This is a genomic window from Paenibacillus litoralis, from assembly GCF_046244365.1.
Taxonomy (GTDB): domain Bacteria; phylum Bacillota; class Bacilli; order Paenibacillales; family NBRC-103111; genus Paenibacillus_V.
In genome coordinates this window covers 4,907,066-4,928,848 of the sequence record NZ_CP176395.1, presented here as the reverse complement: position 1 = coordinate 4,928,848, position 21,783 = coordinate 4,907,066, and the positions used below count along the sequence as shown (strand labels likewise).

At 50.7% G+C, this 21,783-nt stretch carries 26 protein-coding genes; 19 read left to right on the top strand and 7 right to left on the bottom strand.

The features are described from left to right. Nucleotides 1-122 precede the first annotated feature (122 nt). The 5 genes from ACKGJP_RS20610 (at nucleotide 123) to ACKGJP_RS20590 (ending at nucleotide 4,118) form a co-directional block, all read left to right on the top strand. Complete coding sequence (locus tag ACKGJP_RS20610) at nucleotides 123-767, top strand: SGNH/GDSL hydrolase family protein (protein WP_409340683.1); 645 nt, start codon at nucleotides 123-125, stop codon at nucleotides 765-767. A gap of 154 nt (nucleotides 768-921) precedes the next feature. Further along, complete coding sequence (locus tag ACKGJP_RS20605) at nucleotides 922-1,716, top strand: helix-turn-helix domain-containing protein (protein ID WP_409340682.1); 795 nt, start codon at nucleotides 922-924, stop codon at nucleotides 1,714-1,716. A 215-nt stretch (nucleotides 1,717-1,931) separates the two neighbouring features. Continuing rightward, nucleotides 1,932-2,423 carry a sigma-70 family RNA polymerase sigma factor gene (locus ACKGJP_RS20600; RefSeq protein WP_409340681.1) on the top strand — a complete coding sequence of 164 codons (492 nt, stop codon included), beginning with the start codon at nucleotides 1,932-1,934 and terminating at the stop codon, nucleotides 2,421-2,423. A gap of 2 nt (nucleotides 2,424-2,425) precedes the next feature. Continuing rightward, complete coding sequence (locus ACKGJP_RS20595; RefSeq protein WP_409340680.1) at nucleotides 2,426-3,646, top strand: anti-sigma factor; 1,221 nt, start codon at nucleotides 2,426-2,428, stop codon at nucleotides 3,644-3,646. 31 nt (nucleotides 3,647-3,677) lie between these two features. Next, nucleotides 3,678-4,118 carry an acetyltransferase gene (locus ACKGJP_RS20590; RefSeq protein WP_409340679.1) on the top strand — a complete coding sequence of 147 codons (441 nt, stop codon included), beginning with the start codon at nucleotides 3,678-3,680 and terminating at the stop codon, nucleotides 4,116-4,118. Nucleotides 4,119-4,186: 68 nt separating this feature from the next. On the opposite strand, the gene ACKGJP_RS20585 is transcribed toward ACKGJP_RS20590, so the two are convergent. Next, on the bottom strand, nucleotides 4,187-5,407 hold the full coding sequence (locus ACKGJP_RS20585) for a chromate transporter (protein WP_409340678.1): 1,221 nt from the start codon (nucleotides 5,405-5,407) through the stop codon (nucleotides 4,187-4,189). 221 nt (nucleotides 5,408-5,628) lie between these two features. On the opposite strand from ACKGJP_RS20585, the gene ACKGJP_RS20580 reads away from it, so the two are divergent. From ACKGJP_RS20580 to ACKGJP_RS20565, 4 genes are all read left to right on the top strand, one after another. After that, nucleotides 5,629-5,907 carry a DUF2277 domain-containing protein gene (locus ACKGJP_RS20580; protein ID WP_409347214.1) on the top strand — a complete coding sequence of 93 codons (279 nt, stop codon included), beginning with the start codon at nucleotides 5,629-5,631 and terminating at the stop codon, nucleotides 5,905-5,907. 74 nt (nucleotides 5,908-5,981) lie between these two features. Continuing rightward, a complete protein-coding gene (locus ACKGJP_RS20575; protein WP_409340677.1) occupies nucleotides 5,982-6,461 on the top strand; it encodes an SRPBCC family protein in 480 nt (159 codons plus the stop codon). Nucleotides 6,462-6,687: 226 nt separating this feature from the next. Then, complete coding sequence (locus ACKGJP_RS20570) at nucleotides 6,688-7,221, top strand: sigma-70 family RNA polymerase sigma factor (protein ID WP_409340676.1); 534 nt, start codon at nucleotides 6,688-6,690, stop codon at nucleotides 7,219-7,221. Beyond that, nucleotides 7,208-8,500, top strand: a complete 1,293-nt coding sequence (locus ACKGJP_RS20565; RefSeq protein ID WP_409340675.1) for a DUF4179 domain-containing protein — start codon at nucleotides 7,208-7,210, stop codon at nucleotides 8,498-8,500. The genes ACKGJP_RS20570 and ACKGJP_RS20565 overlap by 14 nt, the downstream gene beginning before the upstream one ends. Before the next feature lie 145 nt (nucleotides 8,501-8,645). On the opposite strand, the gene ACKGJP_RS20560 is transcribed toward ACKGJP_RS20565, so the two are convergent. Next, a complete protein-coding gene (locus ACKGJP_RS20560) occupies nucleotides 8,646-9,269 on the bottom strand; it encodes an NAD(P)-dependent oxidoreductase (protein WP_409340674.1) in 624 nt (207 codons plus the stop codon). A gap of 176 nt (nucleotides 9,270-9,445) precedes the next feature. On the opposite strand from ACKGJP_RS20560, the gene ACKGJP_RS20555 reads away from it, so the two are divergent. Further along, on the top strand, nucleotides 9,446-10,186 hold the full coding sequence (locus tag ACKGJP_RS20555; RefSeq protein WP_409340673.1) for a WecB/TagA/CpsF family glycosyltransferase: 741 nt from the start codon (nucleotides 9,446-9,448) through the stop codon (nucleotides 10,184-10,186). 88 nt (nucleotides 10,187-10,274) lie between these two features. On the opposite strand, the gene ACKGJP_RS20550 is transcribed toward ACKGJP_RS20555, so the two are convergent. From ACKGJP_RS20550 to ACKGJP_RS20535, 4 genes are read right to left on the bottom strand one after another with little or no spacing between them, the layout of a single operon-like run. Continuing rightward, nucleotides 10,275-10,418, bottom strand: a complete 144-nt coding sequence (locus ACKGJP_RS20550) for a hypothetical protein (RefSeq protein WP_409340672.1) — start codon at nucleotides 10,416-10,418, stop codon at nucleotides 10,275-10,277. 5 nt (nucleotides 10,419-10,423) lie between these two features. After that, on the bottom strand, nucleotides 10,424-11,656 hold the full coding sequence (locus ACKGJP_RS20545) for a Ger(x)C family spore germination protein (RefSeq protein WP_409340671.1): 1,233 nt from the start codon (nucleotides 11,654-11,656) through the stop codon (nucleotides 10,424-10,426). Continuing rightward, entirely contained in the window at nucleotides 11,649-12,755 is a 1,107-nt protein-coding gene (locus ACKGJP_RS20540) for an endospore germination permease (RefSeq protein WP_409340670.1), read from the bottom strand. The genes ACKGJP_RS20545 and ACKGJP_RS20540 overlap by 8 nt, the downstream gene beginning before the upstream one ends. Beyond that, nucleotides 12,752-14,281, bottom strand: a complete 1,530-nt coding sequence (locus tag ACKGJP_RS20535; RefSeq protein WP_409347213.1) for a spore germination protein — start codon at nucleotides 14,279-14,281, stop codon at nucleotides 12,752-12,754. The genes ACKGJP_RS20540 and ACKGJP_RS20535 overlap by 4 nt, the downstream gene beginning before the upstream one ends. Nucleotides 14,282-14,444: 163 nt before the next feature. Between ACKGJP_RS20535 and ACKGJP_RS20530 the strand changes: the two genes are divergently transcribed. Both ACKGJP_RS20530 and ACKGJP_RS20525 read left to right on the top strand, forming a co-directional pair. Then, a complete protein-coding gene (locus ACKGJP_RS20530) occupies nucleotides 14,445-14,768 on the top strand; it encodes a hypothetical protein (RefSeq protein ID WP_409347212.1) in 324 nt (107 codons plus the stop codon). A gap of 216 nt (nucleotides 14,769-14,984) precedes the next feature. Continuing rightward, on the top strand, nucleotides 14,985-15,653 hold the full coding sequence (locus ACKGJP_RS20525; protein ID WP_409340669.1) for a sulfite exporter TauE/SafE family protein: 669 nt from the start codon (nucleotides 14,985-14,987) through the stop codon (nucleotides 15,651-15,653). 10 nt (nucleotides 15,654-15,663) lie between these two features. On the opposite strand, the gene ACKGJP_RS20520 is transcribed toward ACKGJP_RS20525, so the two are convergent. After that, nucleotides 15,664-16,077 carry a hypothetical protein gene (locus tag ACKGJP_RS20520; protein ID WP_409340668.1) on the bottom strand — a complete coding sequence of 138 codons (414 nt, stop codon included), beginning with the start codon at nucleotides 16,075-16,077 and terminating at the stop codon, nucleotides 15,664-15,666. Nucleotides 16,078-16,345: 268 nt separating this feature from the next. On the opposite strand from ACKGJP_RS20520, the gene ACKGJP_RS20515 reads away from it, so the two are divergent. The 7 genes from ACKGJP_RS20515 (at nucleotide 16,346) to ACKGJP_RS20485 (ending at nucleotide 21,574) form a co-directional block, all read left to right on the top strand. Then, on the top strand, nucleotides 16,346-17,377 hold the full coding sequence (locus ACKGJP_RS20515; protein WP_409340667.1) for a multicopper oxidase domain-containing protein: 1,032 nt from the start codon (nucleotides 16,346-16,348) through the stop codon (nucleotides 17,375-17,377). A 19-nt stretch (nucleotides 17,378-17,396) separates the two neighbouring features. Then, nucleotides 17,397-18,611, top strand: a complete 1,215-nt coding sequence (locus tag ACKGJP_RS20510) for a ZIP family metal transporter (RefSeq protein ID WP_409340666.1) — start codon at nucleotides 17,397-17,399, stop codon at nucleotides 18,609-18,611. Between the two features lie 31 nt (nucleotides 18,612-18,642). Then, the gene (locus tag ACKGJP_RS20505; protein ID WP_409340665.1) at nucleotides 18,643-18,807 is read left to right on the top strand and encodes a twin-arginine translocase TatA/TatE family subunit; all 165 of its coding nucleotides are present in this window, start codon (nucleotides 18,643-18,645) and stop codon (nucleotides 18,805-18,807) included. A gap of 324 nt (nucleotides 18,808-19,131) precedes the next feature. After that, a complete protein-coding gene (locus ACKGJP_RS20500) occupies nucleotides 19,132-19,806 on the top strand; it encodes a class I SAM-dependent methyltransferase (RefSeq protein WP_409340664.1) in 675 nt (224 codons plus the stop codon). Between the two features lie 82 nt (nucleotides 19,807-19,888). Then, on the top strand, nucleotides 19,889-20,368 hold the full coding sequence (locus ACKGJP_RS20495; RefSeq protein ID WP_409340663.1) for a GAF domain-containing protein: 480 nt from the start codon (nucleotides 19,889-19,891) through the stop codon (nucleotides 20,366-20,368). A 275-nt stretch (nucleotides 20,369-20,643) separates the two neighbouring features. Next, nucleotides 20,644-20,991 (top strand): VOC family protein, encoded by a 348-nt coding sequence (locus ACKGJP_RS20490; protein ID WP_409340662.1) that lies wholly within the window; start codon nucleotides 20,644-20,646, stop codon nucleotides 20,989-20,991. A 58-nt stretch (nucleotides 20,992-21,049) separates the two neighbouring features. Next, on the top strand, nucleotides 21,050-21,574 hold the full coding sequence (locus tag ACKGJP_RS20485) for a YfiT family bacillithiol transferase (protein WP_409340661.1): 525 nt from the start codon (nucleotides 21,050-21,052) through the stop codon (nucleotides 21,572-21,574). The last annotated feature ends 209 nt before the right edge of the window (nucleotides 21,575-21,783 follow it).

Here is a 21,783-nt window from a genome sequence, read left to right as displayed (position 1 = left end):
GCCGCCTTTTCAAATAACTACTATTCTTGCGGACACGGATATGATAGGATTTGGCAAGATGGATGTGGTATTTTGAAGGTTGACGCCGTTGAGAAGTTCACAGAAAAAAAGGAGTGGAGAGCGTGCTTATTGTCGGATACGGCGATAGTATTACGGCGGGCGTATTTTTAGAGGAAGAGGAAACCTATTTGTTTCATCTCGGAAGCCGGTACGGATGCGATACGGTCAATGCCGGGGTGCCCGGACAAACGTCTTCAAAGGCGATGGAGCGTTTGCAAGCCGTACTTGAACTTCAGGCGGATATTTGCATCGTCGAATTCGGCATGAACGACCATGTGGCCGCTTCCAGCAATATGCCGAAGGTAACGATTCCGGCCTTCAAACAAAACCTTCAAACGATATGTAAACAGCTTATTCAGAAAGGCGTCAAGCCCGTGCTATGCACGATTCACCCGATTATCGAGGGAGACGCTTCGCATTATTACTATGCGCGTCATCCGCAGGAATGGTATGCGGAGCCGCTGGGCGCGCAAGCTTGGATAGAGCGCTACAATGAAGGAATCCGGGAAGCGGCTCATGAATGCCAAATTCCGGTGGCGGATATTACGCGCACATGGAATCGGTATCTGAAGGCGGGAGGCAGGCTTCAGGATTTGTTGATTACCCTCGACAACTCCGATCGCGACGACGGCGTTCACCCTAATGCCGATGGCCACAAGCGGTATGCCGAATGCATATCGGAACAAATCGATCTACTGTTGAAATGAGTGCGCGGAGGCTGCCGGTCTTGAAACCGAGCAGCCTTTGTCATTTTGTCAAGGAATGGAATGAAGTGGTTTCCATGTCATCCGCTATGTGGTAATATAAAAAATAAGCGAACATGTGTTCCGTATAACGGTATGAGAAGAAAGGGTTGAAACGGTGACTGTCCGATATTCCGAAATCGATGAGGCGATTGCTTATATTCAACAACATCTATATGAACCGATTCCGCTAGCCCGATTAGCCGCTCATGTGGCCTATAGTCCGTATCATTTCACGCGTATTTTTAAAGAAAGAATCGGACTTTCGCCCTTGTACTACGTGTCCTCGCTCCGACTGCAGAGGGCCAAAGACTTGCTGCTCCGCACGAATCATTCGATAAGGGATATCGGGCTTGAGATCGGACAACAGAGTCTGGGGACGTTTACCACAAGGTTTACGGAACGGGTAGGCGTGACGCCGTCCGAATTTCGGCATTCCACCGCGCACGCAGACGACCATCTTCGCAGTTTGGAGAAGCTAAGCGGTTGGCGCGCGGCGTATCTCCGTTCCAATCAGCCTGGAACAATAGCCGGGACCGTCCACGCATCGATCCCGTTTGAGGGCGTCATCCTGATCGGGCTCTTCGCCAGACCTATACCGGAGGGAATGCCCCTTTACGGAACACTGCTCTCCTCATTAGGGGATTTTTGCTTTGCAGAAGTCAAGCCGGGCACCTATTATTTAATGGCGACCTCCGTTTCATGGGGAACGAAAGCGATCGATTTCATGTTGCCGCATACCACCCTGCGCACCCGCTCTAGAGAACCGATCATTGTCGGCTCCCATGCTTCCGTCCCTCATCAACAAGTGATGCTGTACCCGCCGCGCCAGGACGATCCGCCAATCCTTATTTCTCTTCCCTTGCTGATGAATAATTTCCTCAATCGGGTTGTGCCGGCTAACCGCCGATAAGTACGGCGCTCCATGAAGCGAACGGCCTTTTGGGATGAACATGCGTGGAGTTAACCATCATGTAAACGCCCGTTAGAGACAGATAAGGAGTGCCCGCGTTAATCGCGGCTTTTTTTGTGCCGGAATAATGGCCTCCCGCGGATTGCCACGCATAATAAAGGGAATGTTGTAACTTTTCGCATGCTCAATCGTGGATACTATAGAGGGAGGGGCCCATGGCAAACAAACTGGATTCAATATACCAGCAATATGTAAAAGATGTTTACCGCTACTTGCTCTCCCTCTGCCATGATCATCACGCTGCCGAAGATTTGGTGCAGGAAACGTTTTACCGCGCTTATCTGTTCCTCGAGGACTGCAAGGAAGATAAGATCAAGCCTTGGTTGTTTCGCGTCGCGTATAACGCATTCGTGGATTATAAACGTAAGGAAAGCCGCAGTACCGTGCAGGATCCGGAATTTTTCCAGCGGCTTGGTCATTCCGATACGCCGGAAAAAGCGGTGCTGAGGCAGGAACGCTGGAACGAGCTCGGCCGGGTGCTCGCCGAGCTTTCGGACAAGCAGCGCCAAGCGCTGCTGCTGTATGACTTTGGCAGGCTGTCCTATCAGGAAGCGTCGGAGATGATGGGGATCAGCCTCTCTCACTTTAAAATTTTGCTGTTCAGGGCGCGGAACCGGCTTCGGGAAGCGGAACGAAAGGATGTATGAGCATGAGCGAGGATTTTAGAAGGAAATTGAAGCAATATGCGGACGGAACGCTGCCGGATGACGAGCGGGAAGAAATGGAACGGGAAATCGAGAAGATGGAGGCCTACCAAACCTATTTGGATGAGCTGATGGACGGGAGCGAGCGAGCGGGAACGCAAGCTGCTGGTAAGAAGGAAACGGACAATCCGTCCGCGGCCCGGAAAGAACGAAGCATTATCCGCAGAGGCAAATGGAAAGCGCGGGTTGTCAATACGGTAACCGTTTTGGCGTTGCTGCTGGTCATAACCGTGATCAGTTCGGTCATTACCGGCGTTTATTTCGGGATGGGGGAGCCGAATCGTACGGCGGTTTACAATGATGTCGTAACCTCCGGAATTGCGGTATCGCGTCCGAATATCAGCGTTCAATTGCACGGGCAGGGCAACGCTTTTTTTACCATGGATTTGAAGGGCAAAATGAGTAAACGTGTCGGTGACGAGGATGTGATCGTTGGAGATCTGTCGCTGAGATTTCTGCTGGGGCTTGCATCGTCGCCGCAAATTTCGTGGCTGGATAACAGCCCGGACGGCAATTATACCTTTTACCATCCCGATGTCAAGCAGCTTTCTGCAGAAAGGAAAGAAGCGGAGCGAATAGACGGGGGAGAATGGGCGACATTGGAGAAGCTTCCCGAGGGCACCGTAGCCGAAGCCTATCTGTCGTTCGACAAGCTGTTCGAGACGGATGATTTGCTTGGCCGGTTCGCAAATCTGAATTTGCAGCCGCTATGGTTCGCGGCGGACGCCGGTCCGGCATCCTGGCGTAACGATACCGGTATCGTACCCTATCCGATCGGATTTCCGTATTGGCCGGTATGGCATGTGGGAGATTTGAAAGTCGATCGTGTCGAGGAGCGGAGAACGGGGTGGTTCGGGAAAATCGTGTCGAAGGGCGGTTCCTATCCGGCCGTAAACGCCTATGGCGACGGGGAGCTGCGTAACGAAAATTTTGTACAGTCGCTGCATTTACTTCAATCGTATAAAACCATCGCGAATCGAACGGTTCCCTTCATCGATATCGACGGGTCGGTAGACTATATAGAGAAGCATGGCGTCAAGCTTTATGGCGCCGTCGTTACGGGTCCGGTCAAGGAGCTGTTGAAGCTTCGTCAGGAGAGCTGGATCCGAAATATGCGGGTCGGCGAGGTCAGGCTGTGGAAGTGGAGCGACAGACCGCATTCGTAAATGGTACAATTTCCACAAGTGAGGTGAAAAAATGAAAATAACTTCTTATCGAGCAGAGGATCATGATACGCTTGCGGAAATATGGCTGAGAGCGGTCCGGGCGACGCATCATTTTATAAGCGAGGACGATATCGCGTTCTATCATCGGATGGTTCGCGACGAGTATTTGACGGCCGTAGAAGTATGGGAGGTCCTGGACGATCGGCATAAACCGATAGGCTTCATCGGGCTGGACGGAACGAAGGTGGAAATGTTATTCGTCGATCCGGATCATCACGGAAAGGGCGCCGGCCGCCAATTACTTGACCATGCCAAGGGCTTGAAGGGGAATGCGCTAAGCGTCGACGTAAATGAGCAGAACGAAGGCGCGCTAGCGTTCTATCAAAAATACGGATTTGTGCAAGCTTCTCGCTCGGAACATGATTCGGCAGGAAGGCCGTATCCGATCCTTCATCTCCGAATGAATGTTTAGGTTCCTAGCAATAAGGAGCGGATGGCACAGAAGGGGATCGGGGTTAGTGCCTCCATCCCCTTCTTTGGTTATAACTCGGCAAAGAAACGAATCGCGATTCCCCCTGCGGCGCCTGCAAGAACTACGATCCACGGCGGAAGCTTCCAGAAAACCAGCAGGAGGAACAGGATCGACGCTAACGCAAAGTCGGCCGGACTCAGGATCGCCGAAGTCCAAAGCGGGTTGTATAAGGCGGCAAGCAAAAGCCCGACTACTGCGGCATTGATTCCAGTAAGCGCGCCTTGAATACGCCGGCTTTTGCGAAGCGAGCTCCAGAATGGCAGCGCGCCGATAATCAATAGAAACGCCGGAAGAAAGATGGCTGCCGTAGCTAGGAATGCGCCTGGAATGCCATTTGATACCATGCCAAGGTATGCGGCAAAAGTAAACAAGGGGCCCGGAACGGCTTGAGCGGCACCGTAGCCGGAAAGAAAGTCTTCTTGGTTCACCCAGCCGGCAGTTACCACTTCCCGTTCAAGCAGGGGCAGGACGACATGCCCTCCGCCGAATACAAGAGAGCCTGCACGGTAGAAGCTGTCGAATAACGGCAACCAGCCCGCTGCGTCGCTTTCGCGTAATATCGGTAAAAGGAGCAATAAACCGATAAAAAAGGTTAAGCAGGCGATGGAAAATTTGCGGCTTATAGGGACCGATAGGTCGGGTAGATCGGGAATGGACGCTTTGCGGTGCAACCAAACGCCGATCCCTCCTGCGATCGCGATGATGGCCACTTGGGTAAGCGCGGTTTGCCATAGTACGGCCGCGGCTGCTGCAAGTACGGCGATCGTAGCGCGGCTTCGATCGGGAGCCAGCTTCTGCCCCATCCCCGTTATGGCGTGAGCGACGATTGCGACCGCGACAAGTTTCAAGCCGTGAATCCACCCGGTATCGCCGCTACCCAAGCCCTGTACGAAAAGCGCGAATAGAATCAAAGCCAAGACGGAGGGAAGCGTGAAGCCCAGCCAAGCCACGAATCCGCCGATCAGCCCAGCGCGAATAACGCCGATGCCGATACCTACTTGACTGCTCGCAGGACCGGGCAGGAACTGGCATAAGGCCACGAGATCCGCGTAGCTTCGTTCATCCAGCCATTTGCGCCGCCGAATATATTCGTCATGAAAGTAGCCCAAATGAGCGATCGGACCGCCAAATGAAGTTAGACCGAGTTTGGCCGATACGACAAAAACTTCGAGTAATGCAGTCATTTTGCTTCTCGGTTTACCGGGGCCGATAGTTTGCAGGGAATCCATCTTGCAGGAACTCCTTTCGTGTGTATAGGAAGGTTCTGTAAACACTTCGGTTTATTAAACGATCGAAATAGTATGATGTTACCCTGACCGCGCTATTTTTTCAAGATAAGAGTTTGTAAAAGCCAGAAGTACTGGGGAGTCGGCGTCCTACACTTGGCTGGCATGGAGGACAGGGGTGTAGTAAGATGAATACAAAACCGTTCCCTTTAAAGGAGATTGCCATGTGCCGAAACATTAAAACCCTGTTCAATTTCGACCCTCCGGCTACGGAGGAAGAGATTGTCGCCGCATCGCTCCAATTCGTGAGAAAGCTCTCGGGCTTCAATACGCCATCCAAGGCGAATGAGGCGGCATTCCATCGCGCTATCGAAGAGGTAGCCGCCGTTTCAAGGCAATTGCTGAACTCGCTGGTAACCAATGCCGACCCCCGCAATCGCGAGGTCGAGATAGAACGCGCGCGCACTAGAGCGGCGAAAAGGTTTCGGGTTCTAGAGGATTAAAGTTCGGTTCACTCATTCCATTATGTCCGATTCGCGATTTCCGATCGAGGTTCCGGCAAGGAGGAGAATAAGGAATGCTAGCTGTCATCCAAAAGGCAGAACACGGGTATACCGCTCGGTTTGAACGAATCCTTATACATCCCGTAGATCAAGTATGGGCTATGTTGACGGAGAACGAGCAACTAGCAAAATGGTTTTCGGAACTCCGTGTCGACGACCTCCGGATAGGAGGGAAAATCATGTTTGACATGCAGGACGGCACTTTCGAGGAAATGACGATTACCGATCTCCACCTCCATTCGGTATTGGCATTCACGTGGGGCGAAGATCGCGTACGATTCGAACTGCATCCCGAGTCGGAAGGCTGCAGGCTGGCGATGATCGAGAACATCAACAAAATGAACAATCATACGCCGAAGGATCTCGCCGGCTGGCATGTTTGTTTGGATGTCATCCAAGCGCTGCTGGACGGCAGGACCATAGAGTCCCGAGAAGAGGAATGGAAAAAGTGGTACGAGCGGTACGTGGAAGCCGTCGGAGCCAATCTCGGTTAGCGGATTCGTTCGACTGCCGGAAAACGATAGCCATTTATGAAGAGCAGCTGCCGCGGCAGTCTGCTCTTTTTTTTTGAACGATTGGGGAAGCGGCATAAGAATATCTATTACTTTCCAACTCGGGATGAACCTTTTGGACAGGTTACGGTATCTAATAGATAAGAAAGTCCAAAACCGAATATCTAAGCTGCGTTTCGTTCCAGGACGTCGGAGAGGGGGGAATGATTTGAATTTGGAACAAGATGCGCGGCAGGCGAAAAAAGGAGACCAGGAAGCGTTTATCCGTTTGGTCAAAAACTTGGAAGTAAGCTTATACCGGGTCGCGCGTGCCATCCTGAACAATGATGAGGATTGTGCGGATGCCATTCAGGAAACGATCTTGAAAGCTTATCACGCGATTGTAAAATTGAAGCACGAAAGTTTCGTCAAAACGTGGATGATCCGAATTTTAATCAACGAATGCCGGAAAGTGATCGCCAAACAACACGGTTTCGTCGTTTCAGGAGAAGTGCCGGAGCCGCCTGGAGCCTCGAACGAGTATGAACGAATCGAACTGAAGGAAGCGGTCGACAAACTGGATGATTCGCTCAAGATCGTCATTACGCTTCATTATTTCGAAGATTTATCGGTAAAACAGGTCGCCGCCGCATTGGAGCTGCCTGAGGGGACGGTCAAATCCCGCTTGCATCGCGCGCGCCACTGCTTATTGGAACTTCTAGATCCGGATGTGAAAGGGGACTACGCACATGGTATCCACTGATGTAGATGAGGAGTTAAAGCGGCTTTCGGCTAACGGCCCGCAAACAATTCCGGCTGCCGTCCGATTCAGGATCGACCGGACGCTGGAAAATTTGCCCGTACGAACTCATCGCCGTGCGGCCCGAAGATGGACGATCGGTGCGGCGGCCGCTTCTTTATGCGCGATAACCGTGCTGGGATCCGGGTATTTATCGCCTGTCATGGCAAGTGCGCTTAAACAATTGCCTGTTATCGAGTCCGTTTTTCAGAAAATGGGCGATTGGGGATTGAAAACCGCAGATGAAAAGCATGTGAATGTGCTGGCCGGTCAAAAGATAACGAAAAGCGGAGTTACGATAACGCTCAAGGAGGTGTTGTACGACGGCGCGCGTTTGGCGATCGGATTTACGCTGGATGGAAACGGGGCGGTTCGGGCGATTTGGTCCGCCGCCGCATTTATGAACGGAGAAATGGCGGAGACGGCAACGCGAACAATCGATACGAGGGATGGCTCCATCGTGCCTGGGATCATGCAAGTCAATCTGACCCGCAAGGAGCTGCCGGAAACGTTCGATCTCCGCTTAAAGCTGGTAGTAGCGGGCATGGATAACGAACCGTTCGAATTCAACGTGCCCATTAATCAAACGGTTAAGCCGTATGCGGCTTTTGTTCCGAATGTGACCAAAGCGTATCGCGGTATTTCCATGACCGCGAGCGGTGTCAAAATAACGCCGTCTTCTGCGCAAATCGTATTGGACGTCAAGCACCCGGACGAGCTTGGGCCGATCAACTATGAGGTTTTGGACGATAGGGGGAACCGATTGGCGGTAACGGATTGCGTATGCGGTTCCGGCGGTATCGATAACGATAATTTCTTGACAGGAGTCTCGACCATAACGACAGAAGCTCCTTTAAGCATACCGCATTCCCTCACCATCCGGCCCTATACCCAGTGGGATCAGGGAGAAATTAACGCTGTCATGGAACAGGCGCCTACTCCCGATAAGCCCTTTATCATAGGCCAAGGGGAAGCGGGAAGACTGTTCGTCACAGCGATCGATTATTTGCCCAATAAGACGCTTGTCCACTATACGGCGGAAGGCGACCAACCAAAGGAGAACGGTAAAATTCTCGCTGTGAGGAATTACAGATCGTTCACGAATCTGGAGGATTCGGATACGAACCGGTTCGTTCTTGAGCTGCCGGCTGTCCAATCCGATGAAAAACTGGATTTCGTCACGCTCGCGTTCACGCACCCGACGTATTATCCGGATTTAGAGATGACCGTTCCGCTGCAATAACAAAAGGGGGTCAAAGCTCTGCAGGCGGGCAACACCTCGGCTGCGGCGGACGCTAATAAAATTAGAAAGCAAGTCGAAAGCAATCTTTCGGCTTGATTTTTGTTATTCAAACCGCTTGTCAATCGTTCGCTCATCGATAGTCCGATCAATAAGCAATGCCAACCCGTACACGGCTATACTCCTTGGTGAAGAGTTGGTTGTATGCAAAATCAGCCGTATCCGCAACCGATATGGACGCCCCACCGGAAGGCAGATAGTTCCGCTCCACGCGATAACTACCCGTTCGTTCGCCTGCCGGCAAATAAGTAGGACATACGACGGTCCAATCTAAGTCGGATCCGGACAACTGTTCCCAAGCTTGCCTGTGCTCTTCGGAGGCGCGGGTGGACGACCTCCGGGAATCCGGCGTTTCGTAGCGAAGAAGGCCCGGATGCTCTTTACTTTCAAGGATTCCCGAAGTGCCGATCGTGACGATGCGTCTTACCGCATTGGCTTTCAAGGCTGCAACTAAGAACGGGGTGCTTTCGGACAAAACGCTGCCCCCATCCGTACTTAACGCGCTGATTACGGCGTCCGTACCCTGAACGGCTTGAAAGACATCCTTTTCTACGCAGGAGTTGCCTTGGCGGATCGTTAAGTTGGCAGACGATACCACCTCCAACCGAGCCGGGTCACGTACCAGAACCGTCACGAGATGTCCGTCAGCCATGGCTTGCGCCGTTATCGCTTTGCCAACGCGGCCCGTTGCGCCGAGTATGAGCAGTTTCATAGAAAATTCCCCCTTATTTTTTAACACCTATTGTACCTCACGGCTCTATGCCTAAGCGAGCGATCTTTGATAGTAAGGAAGAGGGAGACTTAAGCAGGTATCCTGTAGCCGATTAGCGGAGTAGCTCTGATAATCGAATCGTGCTACTATTGGGGTAATAGGCAAGGGAGGTTTCCATGGATAAAGTAGCAAACATAATGGGAATACCGTTTCCAAAGATCACAATGGACGAGAGCTTGCAATTGCTCGGCGATGTCGTGGAACAGAAGAAACCGGAGCTTTTCCACGTCGTTACGGGAAACCCCGAAATCGTGATGTCTTGTCAGCATGATGCGCAGCTGCGCACTATTATTGACGAGGCCGGTCTCGTAACGGCCGATGGCATAGGAATCGTAATGGTATCTCGTGTTAGGGGAGGAAACCTTCCGGAGCGGGTCACGGGATGCGACCTTTTGATGAAGCTGCTGGAGAAGGGAAATCGTGAGAAATGGTCCTTCTATCTGCTAGGCGCAGACGAACCGACAAGCCGCAGGGCGGCGGAAGTGATCAATGAAAAATACCCGAACATTGCGATACGCGGCAGGCACCACGGCTATTTCAACGAGGATGACGAAGTGAGAATTGTGGATGAGATCCATTCCGCAGCTCCCGATTTCTTGATTGTCGCTCTCGGAGCACCCTATGCGGAGCGCTGGATTCATAAGCACAGAATGAAGCTGAATGCCAAAATAGCGATCGGCGTCGGCGGCAGTCTTGATATTGTCGCAGGTAAAGTCAAGCGAGCGCCTGCGATCTGGCAAAGGCTGCAATTGGAATGGCTCTACAGGCTAATCAATCAGCCCTCCAGATGGAGGAGACAATTGATTTTACCGCGCTTCGCCGTAAGGGCGCTGTTCTATCGAAATAAGCGAGGGTAGGAAATCCATTCCCCGGCGGGCTTTGCGACCACACGCAAAGCTCGCTTTTTTGGCATCGTTCCGAGCTCCTCACCTGTTATGGCTAATTTTACTCTTCCTTCTTCCAAGGGGGATCCCCGAATTGTCGGAGCTTGCTGCTGATTTTCGTGGAAGCATACGGAAGAATAACGGAAAGAGCCGCACACATAATCGTCAGCCAAGGAGGGAGCAGACCTACAAATTGTTCCCACATGCGACTTACCTTCTCTCGATTTGTTCGGACTTGATGACTTCGCCGAAGTTTCTCATATACACGTTGGCATGCACTTGGATTTCGCTCTTGGCAAAGTACCGATGGCCGTGTTCCCAATCGTTTTTCACTTGCGCCCAGAACGATTTGTGCTTTTTGTTCAAATAACGGCCCAGTTCGAGAACATCCGTATTCATTTCTTTCTGAACCTTCTCGATACAGTCGTAGGCCATCCGTTCGATTTCCCTCGAAAGCTTCTCTTGAATCCCCTTGACGATTTTGCTGTCGGAGAAATCAAGCCTCTCGAAAGATTCGGCAACGTTTCCCTCGCATTGAATCATAATGTCGAAGCGAATATGCTCCTTATCGTCGATATGGGCAGATATTTTCCGTTTCGCTCCTCGAATGTTGAAGGAAACCATGTTGTCGTGAACAGGGATTTTCAGCATCCCGCCCTTGATTGTGCCCGTCAAGAAATTAAGCCCTTCCGTTTCTTCTTCGCCCAAATAGCCGACCATGAGGTTGTCAGCGCCATGAAATACGGCAGCGCCGGCTACTTTTACTTCGTTTTCGTTCGCCGTAATTCGCGGAAGCACGAAACTGGTGCTTTTCAGCAAATATTCATGAACTTCGCCGATTCGCGATTTGGGCAGCATGCGTCCGCTTTTTTCGACGTTCTCCGAAACGGAGTTGATATACATAACGGGCAAACGTTCGTTCTTCGGCGTAACCTCGATTACGCCCTTCGCTTCCCCTTTGGCTATAATCACCTTTACGCTTCGACGGGAGTCGGGGTCGCGGAGAAAGAAGTCCAGCACGTCGGCGAAAAGTCCCTTGGTCTTGGCGATCTGCTCGGAAACGATGATTAGCTTCATATGCTGATAAAAGGGCGAACGGCTAGTTCGCGTTGCCATCGTTCGGGATATTTCGAGTAGAGAGTCCCCTTCGGAGGTGAGATTCAAAAATGCTTGGTCCGGACTGCTCGCCCCTCCTCCTTTATTGCCAATGCCCGTAATTCCCCCGGGAATGACAAACTGCTGGGTGGCGACGACACGATGTTTGCCCTTAGACCTGCCGGGCGCTTCCGCTTCCGCGCTTTTTTCCGCTTCCCGGCTTTTGGGCTTATCGAGCGCCACACCGATCACGAAGCCGCGTTCCTCGATCTGGATCTGATCCCAGCATCCGGATGTGCATAGAGCGGAAGCGAAGAGGAAGACGACAAGCGTCAGCCTTTTATTCATTTCCTTTCACTCCTCGCATGATGGCGATTAGTAACATAGCAATCGGACATGCGTAAACGACTAGAAAACCGAAATAGGTTAGCCTATCGCCAAACTTGAAAAAGTCCACCAGGTTTTGCGGCAGCATGGAAAGAAAATAAATGACCGGAGATACGATAAGAACAAACGTGATTTTACGGACCCGCTTAAATAGCGAATGGAGCGATAGCAGGGCGACGTCCAAATACATAGCGGTCGAATTAAAAATCGTCATGATCCAGATGGTGAAAAATAGCGACTCCACACGCTCGAAAATGCCCCCGGGCACTTCCACTTCTTTGGTTAGTTCAATGGTTGGATACGTCAAGTTTTTGGTTACATCCGCGGAAAATACCCCAATCGTTAAGGTATAAATCATCAAGTACAAAACGAGCGGCACCAATAAGCCGATAATTGCCGCTTTGGGCGCATCGGCCGGTTTTTTCATGAACATCGAATAGAACAACAAAATTTCAAATCCGGTAAACGAGAGGCTTACATCCTTAGCGCCGGTAAAAATATCCTTCCAATTGGAGGTGAACAAAGGCTGTAAATTATCCAGCTCGACAAGCCGTATCGTAAAGCCTTGAACGATCAAAATAACCAGAAGAACGATCGGCAAAAACAGCAGATTCAGGCGCAGGAGCGCCGTTCTGGAACCGAGAACCGCGTATTGGGTTACCAGCAAAAAGACAAGCGTGATCACTTCGACGGGCGTTGTGGAGAATAAGTACTGCGTGGCGATATTGCCGAGCGCCCTCACCTCATGAGCGACGAAGGAAATGAAATAAACGATGATGCTAAACGTCACGACATAAGCGACGGGCTTCGTCGCAATACGCCCGATATAATCGGGAAACGTTTCCTTCGGAAATCGGGCGGCAAGCTTGGCGATTAACCAAGCGATCAGGAATGAAGATAGACCGCCAATCAAGATGGATATCCAGCCGTCGATGGATAACGTATTTTTTGCCAGCGTACGCGGAAAGGTCAGGATACCGACGCCGATCGTCATATTGGCGATATTGAAAACCATTTCCCGTTTTCCTGTTTTAGGGCCGGCATACGTCCAACTATTCAAGGCGAATCTCCTTTCCCCATACGGGTTTTGTCGACGGTCTGCAGCATTTCCGGCCGCTTCTTCAAAGCAGCGATGGGGCTTCGTAAGATTAAATCCTTCCAATCCTTCAACAAATCAGGGGCGAACGGAGTTAAATAAGGGACGCCGAAGCTTTGTAAATTGGAAAGGTGAATGCAGATGACAATGAAGGAAAGAACGACGCCGTAAAGTCCGAACATGGCCGCAGCCATCATGACGCCGAAACGGATGATCCGGAAAGCAAGCGCCATGTTGTAGGAGGGGATCGCAAAAGAAGCGATGGCCGTCATCGCTACGACGATGACCATAACCGGGCTCACGATCCCTGCGCTTACGGCCGCTTCGCCGATAACCAAGCCTCCCACGATACCGACCGTCTGTCCGATCGGTCTCGGCAGACGAATCCCCGCCTCCTGCAGCAGCTCCATTGTCGTCACCATGAGCACCGACTCCGCGAAAGCGGGGAAAGGAACCCCTTCCCTGGTTGCAGCGATGGAAAAAGCCAAATCGGAAGGGATCAAGCCCGGATGAAAAGCGATCAGTGCGATATAAAGGGCTGGAGAGAAGACGGCAAAAAAAGCGCCTATATACCTTAATAATCGGGTAAGAGAGCCAACCATCCAGCGTTCATAGAAGTCTTCTGGCGAATGGAGCAGCATGCTCATCGTTACCGGAGCAATCAAGACAAAAGGCGTGCCGTCGAGTAAGATCGCAACTCTTCCTTCAAGAAGAGCCGCCGCCACCTTATCCGGCCTCTCCGTCGATTGAACTTGCGGAAAAGGGGACATAAAGTTGTCTTCGATCCATTGCTCGATATAGCCGGACTCTTCGACGGCATCGATATCGATCGTAGCGAGCCTGCGTTTTACTTCGCTTACGATATCGGGGTTGACGATTCCCTCTATGTAACCAATAATCATTTCCGTTTTGCTGCGCCTTCCGACTTTACTACTATCGTAGCGAAGCATAGGATCCTTAATTCTTCGGCGGATGAGCGCGCTATTGTCGCGTATACATTCCGTAAATCCGTCCCGCGGTCCGCGGACCAGGCCTTCCGACACGGGCTCTTCAATGCCTCGGCCTTTCCAGCCTTTGCTGTCCACGATGATGATTTGCTCCGTCCCTTCAATGAACAGAACGGTATCGCCGGAGAGGATAGGCGTCAGTGCATCCTCCAGCGTAGTGCCGACGGTTATTTCAATGACGGGCAGCAATTCCTTCAATAAAAAGGGAACGATCTCGTTTGCCGCTTCCGGAATCTTCGTGCCGGTTAGCGGTACGAACAACTGCATATGTTTAACCAATTTGTCGTGAATAATCGTCGAATCGATCAATCCGTCCATGCAGATGATGGCGCTAGGATGATCCGCGATTGCGAGGGTAAATTCTCTGACGATCAGATCGTGCGGATCGCCTAAAACATTCTTTATGGTTTCGATGTTAACCTTGATTTCGGAAGATAGAGGAATGGAAGCAAACTGCTTGACGGAAGAACTCGGCATCTTCATGCCTGTTCGAGACTTGTCCGTTTTTCGTGTTCGCGTAGTAAAACGATACAAGCTGTCCCCCGCCTTTCAAGCACCATATTGCAGAAATATTCATCGTTACTATTTCCAAATCATGTGGAAATATTCGGGAGGAACGGTAGGTGTCGGGACTGGATGAAGCAAGATCAAGCGATACGCACGCGAACAAAAGGGAAGGTTTCGCCGGACAAAAGGGCACCTGAAGCGTGCCGAACTGGCCGCGCGATTATATCGAAGGAATAAGGGAGATTTCGTTAAAGCCGCCGATTGTTACCGGAGGATCCGTTCCAGGGTTTTCGCGCTACATCCGCAAGTTACCTTCGAAAGAGATCTGACCCTGGCGGGAATCGGACCTGAAACGCTTGAGGAGCGGGAAGATTGGTTAGCTCAAACGAGTGCTTTGCAAGATGAATGTGGAGAGGACGATTTATTCGAATTCGGCGCTTTTCGGGAATACCAAGAGGACTGAACCTGAGTGTTGGATGGCGAAATGCGGTTTGCAGCGTCTTTGCGAACCGCTTTTTGGCGTGTCATGCATTAATTTAGCAAATAGCTCCTGCGAGTCATGCTTTTATGAGCGATAGCCGCATAGGGTGGTGTAAGCTGCATGTAATGGCTTCGAGCGCAAGCGGTTTTGCTTATTGCCAAGTCAGCTGACCTAAGAAAACCGGCGAGGAGGAGAAGGATGATCGGCCAACAGCTAGGGGTCATTGCGGCAGCCGGCGTACTGAGTGCTCCGCATTGCATGATCATGTGCGGCGGTATCGTATCGGGGCTGGCCATTCAAAGTAAAGGAAGGCCCGTTTCTATTTTGATTGCCTACAATATTGGACGTGTCATGACCTATACGACGCTTGGGGCATTTATGGGAATGATGGGCTCTTTTGTGGACACGGCAGGCAAATGGACAGGGCTGCAGGGTGCAGCGAGTATACTCGGGGGCGTCTTGATTTTGTTGTGGATGGTATGGAAAATCAGCCTGCCGCTGCATATGCCCCATACCATGAAACAATCCTTGTTGACGCGATTCCGGTCGATGGGGGAGCTGGGAGCCGTTTTTTTCAGCGGCTTGCTATTTGGCTTGATTCCTTGCGGTCTCACCTACGCCATGCAAATGCATGCAGCCGCCAGCGGAAGCGCCGGGAACGGCGCAGCGATCATGGCGGTGTTCGGGTTATCGACGATTCCGTCGCTCCTTGCCGTCGGTCTTCTGGCAGCCGTTATCCGCAAATCGCATCGCTTGTTCATGCTCAAAGCCGGGAATGTTCTCATGACCGCAATGGGCATTCTATCGATTTTAAGAGGCTTTTCGGCTAACGGGTGGATTCCTTCCCTGCATCCTTGGTTATGGTGAAAAAATGCCCTTAGCGAACCGCCTCGAAAACATGTCGGGCGACAACCGTTTGCCCGTCAATCGTTACGTTGGCCTCGGCGGTCCACGAACCCGGCATAAGCGCGATCGCTTCTCCGCCGAATACGCCTTGGCCCTTCGAGGCGGTTTCTACGCTAACCGTTCCGCAAAACATACGGGCCATGAATAAGGAAATCGAGACGTTGGCCGAATCGACCGGCTGTTCGTTCGCGTCAAATACGGAAACCTGCAAAGCCGTTGGCTTTAGCACCTTGGCTTGAAGCGGGATGAGTTTGACGACAATCCGGTAATCGCCGGAGCGAACGACCGTTTCGGCAGGGTACTGAGCCGACGCTTTCCATAAGAATCCGGCAGCGGCGAGGAGAAGGATACAGATCGCTGCGCTGAGAATCGTTTTTGTTTTCATCGCGATCCTCCCGTTCGAAGTAGGCTGATTCTTTACAATGTATCGGCGTAAACGAATGAATATGCCCCACAAATGCCGCACAGACGAGCGTCTGGAAAATCTTTTATCAAGACCGTTTACAAATTGGCTGGTTGTGCTTATTATAAAAATATAGATGTTGGATTAGGGAAACATTTTAACCTATAGCTAAAAAATATTTTTTTAACCTTATTTTTGCCTTAGGTAAATATATTTTCTCTTGTACAAAATGTGGAGAGGCGGAATGTCGATGGGAGACAAAGTTACTCGAAGAAATCTGCTGAAAATGGGGGCGGCCGGCGCTGCTGCTTTCGTAGGCAGTACGTTGCTGAATCCGGGGTCCTGGTTCCAACGTCCGGTTCAAGCGATGGAGAATCATGACGGTCATAAGGCGATGAAAGACAATCTTCACGCCGGAATGAAGCACGGATTTGATCCGGGAACCGAAGCGACCGAAGGATTGAAAATGGCGCAAAAAGCATTGACTCATTTTGATTACGGCAAGGTCAGTAAAACGGCCGATGGGAAAACGGTACGGGAATACGAGATCGTTTCGACTGAAACGGAGGTTGAAATCGCGAAAGGCATCAAGTTCCCCGGCTGGACGTTCAACGAAACGATTCCCGGGCCAACGATCCGATGTACGGAAGGGGACATTCTCCGGGTTAAGTTTACGAATCATTCCAGTCACCCGCATTCGATTCATTTTCATGGCATTCACCCGACGGATATGGACGGATTGGAAGCGATTTTGCCGGGGGACTCTTTCACCTACGAGTTTGAAGCCAAGCCTGCGGGCATGCATGTGTATCATTGCCATGTTGCGCCCTTGGTGCGACACATTCACAAGGGACTTTACGGGAATTTCATTATCGACCCGAAGAAACCGAGAGCCGCAGCTAAGGAATTCAGCATGGTCATGAACGGATTCGATCTCGATCTCGACGGCGAGAACGAGGTGTACACGGTGAACGGTTATGCCTTTGCTTACCAGCAAGAACCGATCAAAGTTAAAGCAGGAGAGATGGTTCGCATTTACTTGAGCAATCTGACGGAATTCGATGTCATCAACTCGTTCCACTTGCATGCCAACTTTTTCAATTATTACTCTACCGGCGCGGATCCCGAAGCGCGTCCGAATTATACGGATACGATCATGCAGTGCCAAGGAGAACGCGGGATTATGGAAATCGTTTTTCCAGCGCCGGGCAAGTACATGTTTCATGCACATCAAAGCGAATTCGCCGAACTGGGCTGGATGGGATTCTTTGTTGCGGAGTAATTAGGAGGGATGAGGGGCTATGTTGAACACGGAAAAGCAAGCAATCCGAAAGCCGGCGCCTAACGGAAAAGGGAAAATGATGGTTCTCGGTATTTTGCCGATCGTTTTGCTGATCGCTTTGGTTACGGCAATCGGGCTAATGGGAACCGGCATCGACAACGAACCGGCGGCGCCGGTGGAAGTGCTGAACGTCGAGAAAATTAAGGTTACCGAAGACGGCTTTGAAGTTAAAGTATTAAACTCCGGACCGGAGGAAGTGACGATTGCGCAAATTGTCGTCGACGATGCCTTTTGGAATGCGGCATTTGAGCCGAGCTCCACGCTGAAGCGCTTCGAAAGGACGACCGTTCACATTCCGTATCCGTGGGTAATGGGCGATCCTCATGAAATCAAGTTCATTACGTCCAAAGGACTTATCTTTACAGGCGAAGTTGCGGCTGCGGCACTGACGCCGGTACCGGATCAGGGGCGTTTTTATCAATATGCGCTCATCGGATTTTATGTCGGAATTATCCCGGTCGGTTTGGGTCTTCTATGGTATCCGTTTATGCGGCGTTTCTCGGCGCGCGGCATGCATGCCGTCCTTGCATTGACGGTTGGACTGCTGTTCTTCCTGGTTATCGATACCTTCGAGGAAGGATTCGAACTGGCGGCCGAAGCGCCGGGCGTCTTTCAAGGGACGGGGCTGGTTTGGTTCGGGGCGCTGCTCAGCTTCCTATTTCTAATCGCTGTCGATCAAATGAACGAGAGAAAAATGTCCGGAAAAACCGAGGATGGCAGAAGAGTATCGTATAAATTAGCGGGCGGTATCGGCCTCCATAATTTCGGCGAAGGTCTAGCCATCGGCGCCGCTTTCGCTGCCGGGGAGGCAGCGCTCGGGACGTTTCTGGTCATCGGCTTCACGCTGCACAACATTACGGAAGGCGTCGGAATCGCTGCCCCGCTGTTGAAAGATCGTCCGACCTGGAAAACGTTCCTGTCTCTGGCCGCCATTGCGGGCGGACCGGCTATTCTGGGCACGTGGACGGGAGGCTTTGTCTTTGATCCGACCTTGGCCGCATTATTTTTCGGTATAGGAGCAGGCGCAATCTTGCAAGTCATTTTCGTCATTTCCAAGATGATTCTGAAGGAATCCGCACAGAAGGGTTATGCGGCGATGTCTTGGCGTAATTTTGGCGGGCTTACGCTTGGAATCGTCCTTATGTATGTGACGGCAATGTTGGTTAAATTTTAGAAATTAAAGAGCGAGGTTGAGGGGAATGCCGATGAGTATAGGGATTAGCGGTTTTTTGATGATTCTGTTTATTGCACTCTTGTTGTTCGGCCCATCCAAGCTGCCGCAGCTGGGGAAAGCGATAGGGGCGACGATTCGCGAGTTCCGGAATGGCGGCAAGGATATTTTGGACGACGACGAAAAGAAACATCTATAGGACGATTGTCGTAACGACACGATTCTCCGTGAATGGTATCAACTGAACTTACGTGCATGCTACAAAAACACCCATACGGGTAGACAAGGGGAGAACGCCGCTCCTTGACACTATTCTAACGGGTGTTTTTCGCGTCTTGATCGAAAGACTTGAAGGATTTTGAATGAAAGATGACCAATGAAAGTTCTGTTATCGGCATATTTTCGTTGTTGAACAATCTAAAAAATCGAACGTTTCGTTCTGTTTTGACTATTATACATAGCTTATTTTCCCATGTAAGCTGAAAGCAGGCCATATCCACTTTCGAACAAAGGGATGATGATTATGGGGAGCTTCGATGTCATTGCGGAGATGTACGAGCAAATCGTAAAGCATGACGGGCTGGACAGATACGTGTATATTTTGGATCAAGTAAAGGAATACGGCGGAGCCGATAAAAAGCGTATCTGCGATATTGGCTGCGGACCGGGCGTCCTCAGCGTTCAACTGGCGAATAGCGGGGCTAAAGTAACGGGGATCGATCTGAGTGGAAAGATGCTTTCCCTGGCACGAGTCAAGTCGGACGCCGTCGAGTGGATAGAAGATGACGCCATGAGTTTAACAAGTATTGCTAATCACTCCATGGATTTCGTTGTGTCCAATTTAATGCTGATGGATGTGCCGGATTTTATGGCGGTCTTTAACCAGGCTCATCGTGTTCTTGTCCCCGGCGGTATGATGATATGGACCATTATGCATCCTTGCTTTCAATCGCCATTCAGTTATCCGTTAGAGGAAGGCGGGAGAAAGGTTTCCCATTACGCGCCGCAATACTGGAAGTCCGAGGGCGAAGGTACGATACGTTCCATTTTAGGTGCTTATCATCGTCCGGTTTCCGAATATATCAATGGATTTCAAGCCTCTGGATTCGATATTTTGCGGGTGGATGAGCCCATGCCGACCGGTGCTGCACCTAGTGTTCCAAAGTGGTTTTGCACTGTCGGAAGAAAAAGGGTTTAAGAGAAGATGGCATTCATTCTACGTTGACGGGGCGTAAAACCATGTGGGATAATCTTCTTCAATTGATGAAAGGAGACAGCCTATGTTTCATTCCGAGCAATATAACGGTCCGCGCGAGCAAAATTACGAATTGGTCATTCGTCAGCTGCAAGCGCTGCTGAGCGGCGAAACGAATAGGATTGCCAATCTGTCGAACGCATCCGCCTTGTTGAATCAATTTTTGGAATCGATCAATTGGGTCGGTTTTTACTTGTATGAGGACGGGGAGCTTGTACTAGGCCCTTTTCAAGGCATGCCCGCATGCGTCCGCATTCCTTTAACCCGGGGGGTGTGCGGGAAGGCGGCTAACGAAAGAACGACCGTCCGCGTCGCCAATGTGCATGAGTTCCCTGGTCATATTGCATGCGATGCAGCTTCGCTATCGGAAATCGTTATTCCAATCATCAAGAACGACGAGATAATCGGCGTGCTTGACATCGATAGCCCGAAGCTCGATCGGTTTGACGAGCTTGATCAGCTTTACTTGGAGAAATTCGTCCGGCAGCTGTGCGAATTCCTGTAATAATAAAGAACCGATAGGATCATCCGGACCGATAGGAACGGATAAACACCTGCAACAGCCTGTTTCCTGGCCGCGTATATCGCGGCTTTTTTTAATGCATGTAAAATTTATCCTTATGATGTCGTTGCGAGGGAGGGATGCCGGATTTGACAGCGAATACATAGTCCATTTGGGCCTAACGCCGAACAAATACCCGAAAGAACAGAAGGTACAAACAACCACTATCAGCTTCGATGTGAAAGTTGTATATGGAAAAGGGAGGAGCATGACACAAGGTGTTAACTGGGAAATATGGAATCATGCTGCGTGTGAAGGATTTAGAACGATCAAGCTCATGGTATTGCACCCATCTCGGATTCACTCTCGGTCCGCACGATTTTAATGATTTCGCCGAGCTTCACGTAAACGGGAGAAATGTTCTCCATCTCCTCAAGTCGGACGAAGCTTCTCCGATGGCAAAGCCTAATTTTGGATTATACGTTAACGATGCAGAAGACCTTCATAAAACCTTAAAGGCGAACGGCATTAAAGTGACGGACATGCTTCGCCGATCCGATCATGCCGAGTTTTTGCTGATCGATTTAGATGGAAATACGATCGGAATCACTCAATGGTTTGAGTAACGCTTCGAATCCGTTAACGGTTTCATTCATGCAGGAGCTTCTTGAGGAGGATTGAATAGTGGATCCATTCCGTTACCCGATTGGTCAATTCGTAGGCAATATCGACCCGACATCCGAGGAACGAAACCGTTGTATAAAGCAAATTCCGGATCTTACCAGGTCGCTTGGCGAAGTATTGACAAACCTCGACCTTCATCAACTTGAAACCCCTTATCGTCCCGGGGGATGGACCATCCGGCAAGTCGTGCATCACATGGCGGATAATGACATGAACGCTTACTTGCGGCTTAAACGGGCATTAACGGAGGACGAACCCGTTGCGAGTTCTTATCGCGAAGATTTATTTGCGGAACTAAGCGACTATCGGGACGTTCCCGTTCAAACGTCGTTATCTCTTTTAGAAGCGCTTCACAGTCGCTTTTACATCCTGCTGCACCGTTTGAGTCCGGAAGATTTCGGTAGAAAATTGTCCACGCAAGCTCTGGGACTGATCACGGTCGATATTGCCGTGCAACGATTTGTCTGGCACAATCGGCATCACATCTCGCAGATAAGCGCTTTGAAGGACAGAAGCGGTTGGTAGGGATATATTCGTTTCACTTTACCCGCTCGAATTTCCCGACGATAAACATTTCCGGAGCGATAAATAGGTTTTCGTAGTTTTCCGTAGTGCGGAATATATGATCTAGGAAACCACGGCGGCCAGGGTCGGTTCAATTACTATTCCGACTAAAATCAGTAGATTACTAAAGATTACCTGATACAAACGGCCGCGCAGGAACAGAAGCGTAT

What these genes read in the sequence shown, in the direction of transcription:
- ACKGJP_RS20600 (WP_409340681.1), top strand. Translation starts at nt 1,932, where the DNA reads ATGGCAAACAAACTGGATTCAATATACCAGCAATATGTAAAAGATGTT.
- ACKGJP_RS20595 (WP_409340680.1), top strand. Translation starts at nt 2,426, where the DNA reads ATGAGCGAGGATTTTAGAAGGAAATTGAAGCAATATGCGGACGGAACG.
- ACKGJP_RS20590 (WP_409340679.1), top strand. Translation starts at nt 3,678, where the DNA reads ATGAAAATAACTTCTTATCGAGCAGAGGATCATGATACGCTTGCGGAA.
- ACKGJP_RS20585 (WP_409340678.1), bottom strand. Translation starts at nt 5,407, where the DNA reads ATGGATTCCCTGCAAACTATCGGCCCCGGTAAACCGAGAAGCAAAATG.
- ACKGJP_RS20580 (WP_409347214.1), top strand. Translation starts at nt 5,629, where the DNA reads ATGTGCCGAAACATTAAAACCCTGTTCAATTTCGACCCTCCGGCTACG.
- ACKGJP_RS20575 (WP_409340677.1), top strand. Translation starts at nt 5,982, where the DNA reads ATGCTAGCTGTCATCCAAAAGGCAGAACACGGGTATACCGCTCGGTTT.
- ACKGJP_RS20565 (WP_409340675.1), top strand. Translation starts at nt 7,208, where the DNA reads ATGGTATCCACTGATGTAGATGAGGAGTTAAAGCGGCTTTCGGCTAAC.
- ACKGJP_RS20560 (WP_409340674.1), bottom strand. Translation starts at nt 9,269, where the DNA reads ATGAAACTGCTCATACTCGGCGCAACGGGCCGCGTTGGCAAAGCGATA.
- ACKGJP_RS20555 (WP_409340673.1), top strand. Translation starts at nt 9,446, where the DNA reads ATGGATAAAGTAGCAAACATAATGGGAATACCGTTTCCAAAGATCACA.
- ACKGJP_RS20550 (WP_409340672.1), bottom strand. Translation starts at nt 10,418, where the DNA reads ATGTGGGAACAATTTGTAGGTCTGCTCCCTCCTTGGCTGACGATTATG.
- ACKGJP_RS20545 (WP_409340671.1), bottom strand. Translation starts at nt 11,656, where the DNA reads ATGAATAAAAGGCTGACGCTTGTCGTCTTCCTCTTCGCTTCCGCTCTA.
- ACKGJP_RS20535 (WP_409347213.1), bottom strand. Translation starts at nt 14,281, where the DNA reads ATGAAGATGCCGAGTTCTTCCGTCAAGCAGTTTGCTTCCATTCCTCTA.
- ACKGJP_RS20525 (WP_409340669.1), top strand. Translation starts at nt 14,985, where the DNA reads ATGATCGGCCAACAGCTAGGGGTCATTGCGGCAGCCGGCGTACTGAGT.
- ACKGJP_RS20520 (WP_409340668.1), bottom strand. Translation starts at nt 16,077, where the DNA reads ATGAAAACAAAAACGATTCTCAGCGCAGCGATCTGTATCCTTCTCCTC.
- ACKGJP_RS20515 (WP_409340667.1), top strand. Translation starts at nt 16,346, where the DNA reads ATGGGAGACAAAGTTACTCGAAGAAATCTGCTGAAAATGGGGGCGGCC.
- ACKGJP_RS20510 (WP_409340666.1), top strand. Translation starts at nt 17,397, where the DNA reads ATGTTGAACACGGAAAAGCAAGCAATCCGAAAGCCGGCGCCTAACGGA.
- ACKGJP_RS20505 (WP_409340665.1), top strand. Translation starts at nt 18,643, where the DNA reads ATGAGTATAGGGATTAGCGGTTTTTTGATGATTCTGTTTATTGCACTC.
- ACKGJP_RS20500 (WP_409340664.1), top strand. Translation starts at nt 19,132, where the DNA reads ATGGGGAGCTTCGATGTCATTGCGGAGATGTACGAGCAAATCGTAAAG.
- ACKGJP_RS20495 (WP_409340663.1), top strand. Translation starts at nt 19,889, where the DNA reads ATGTTTCATTCCGAGCAATATAACGGTCCGCGCGAGCAAAATTACGAA.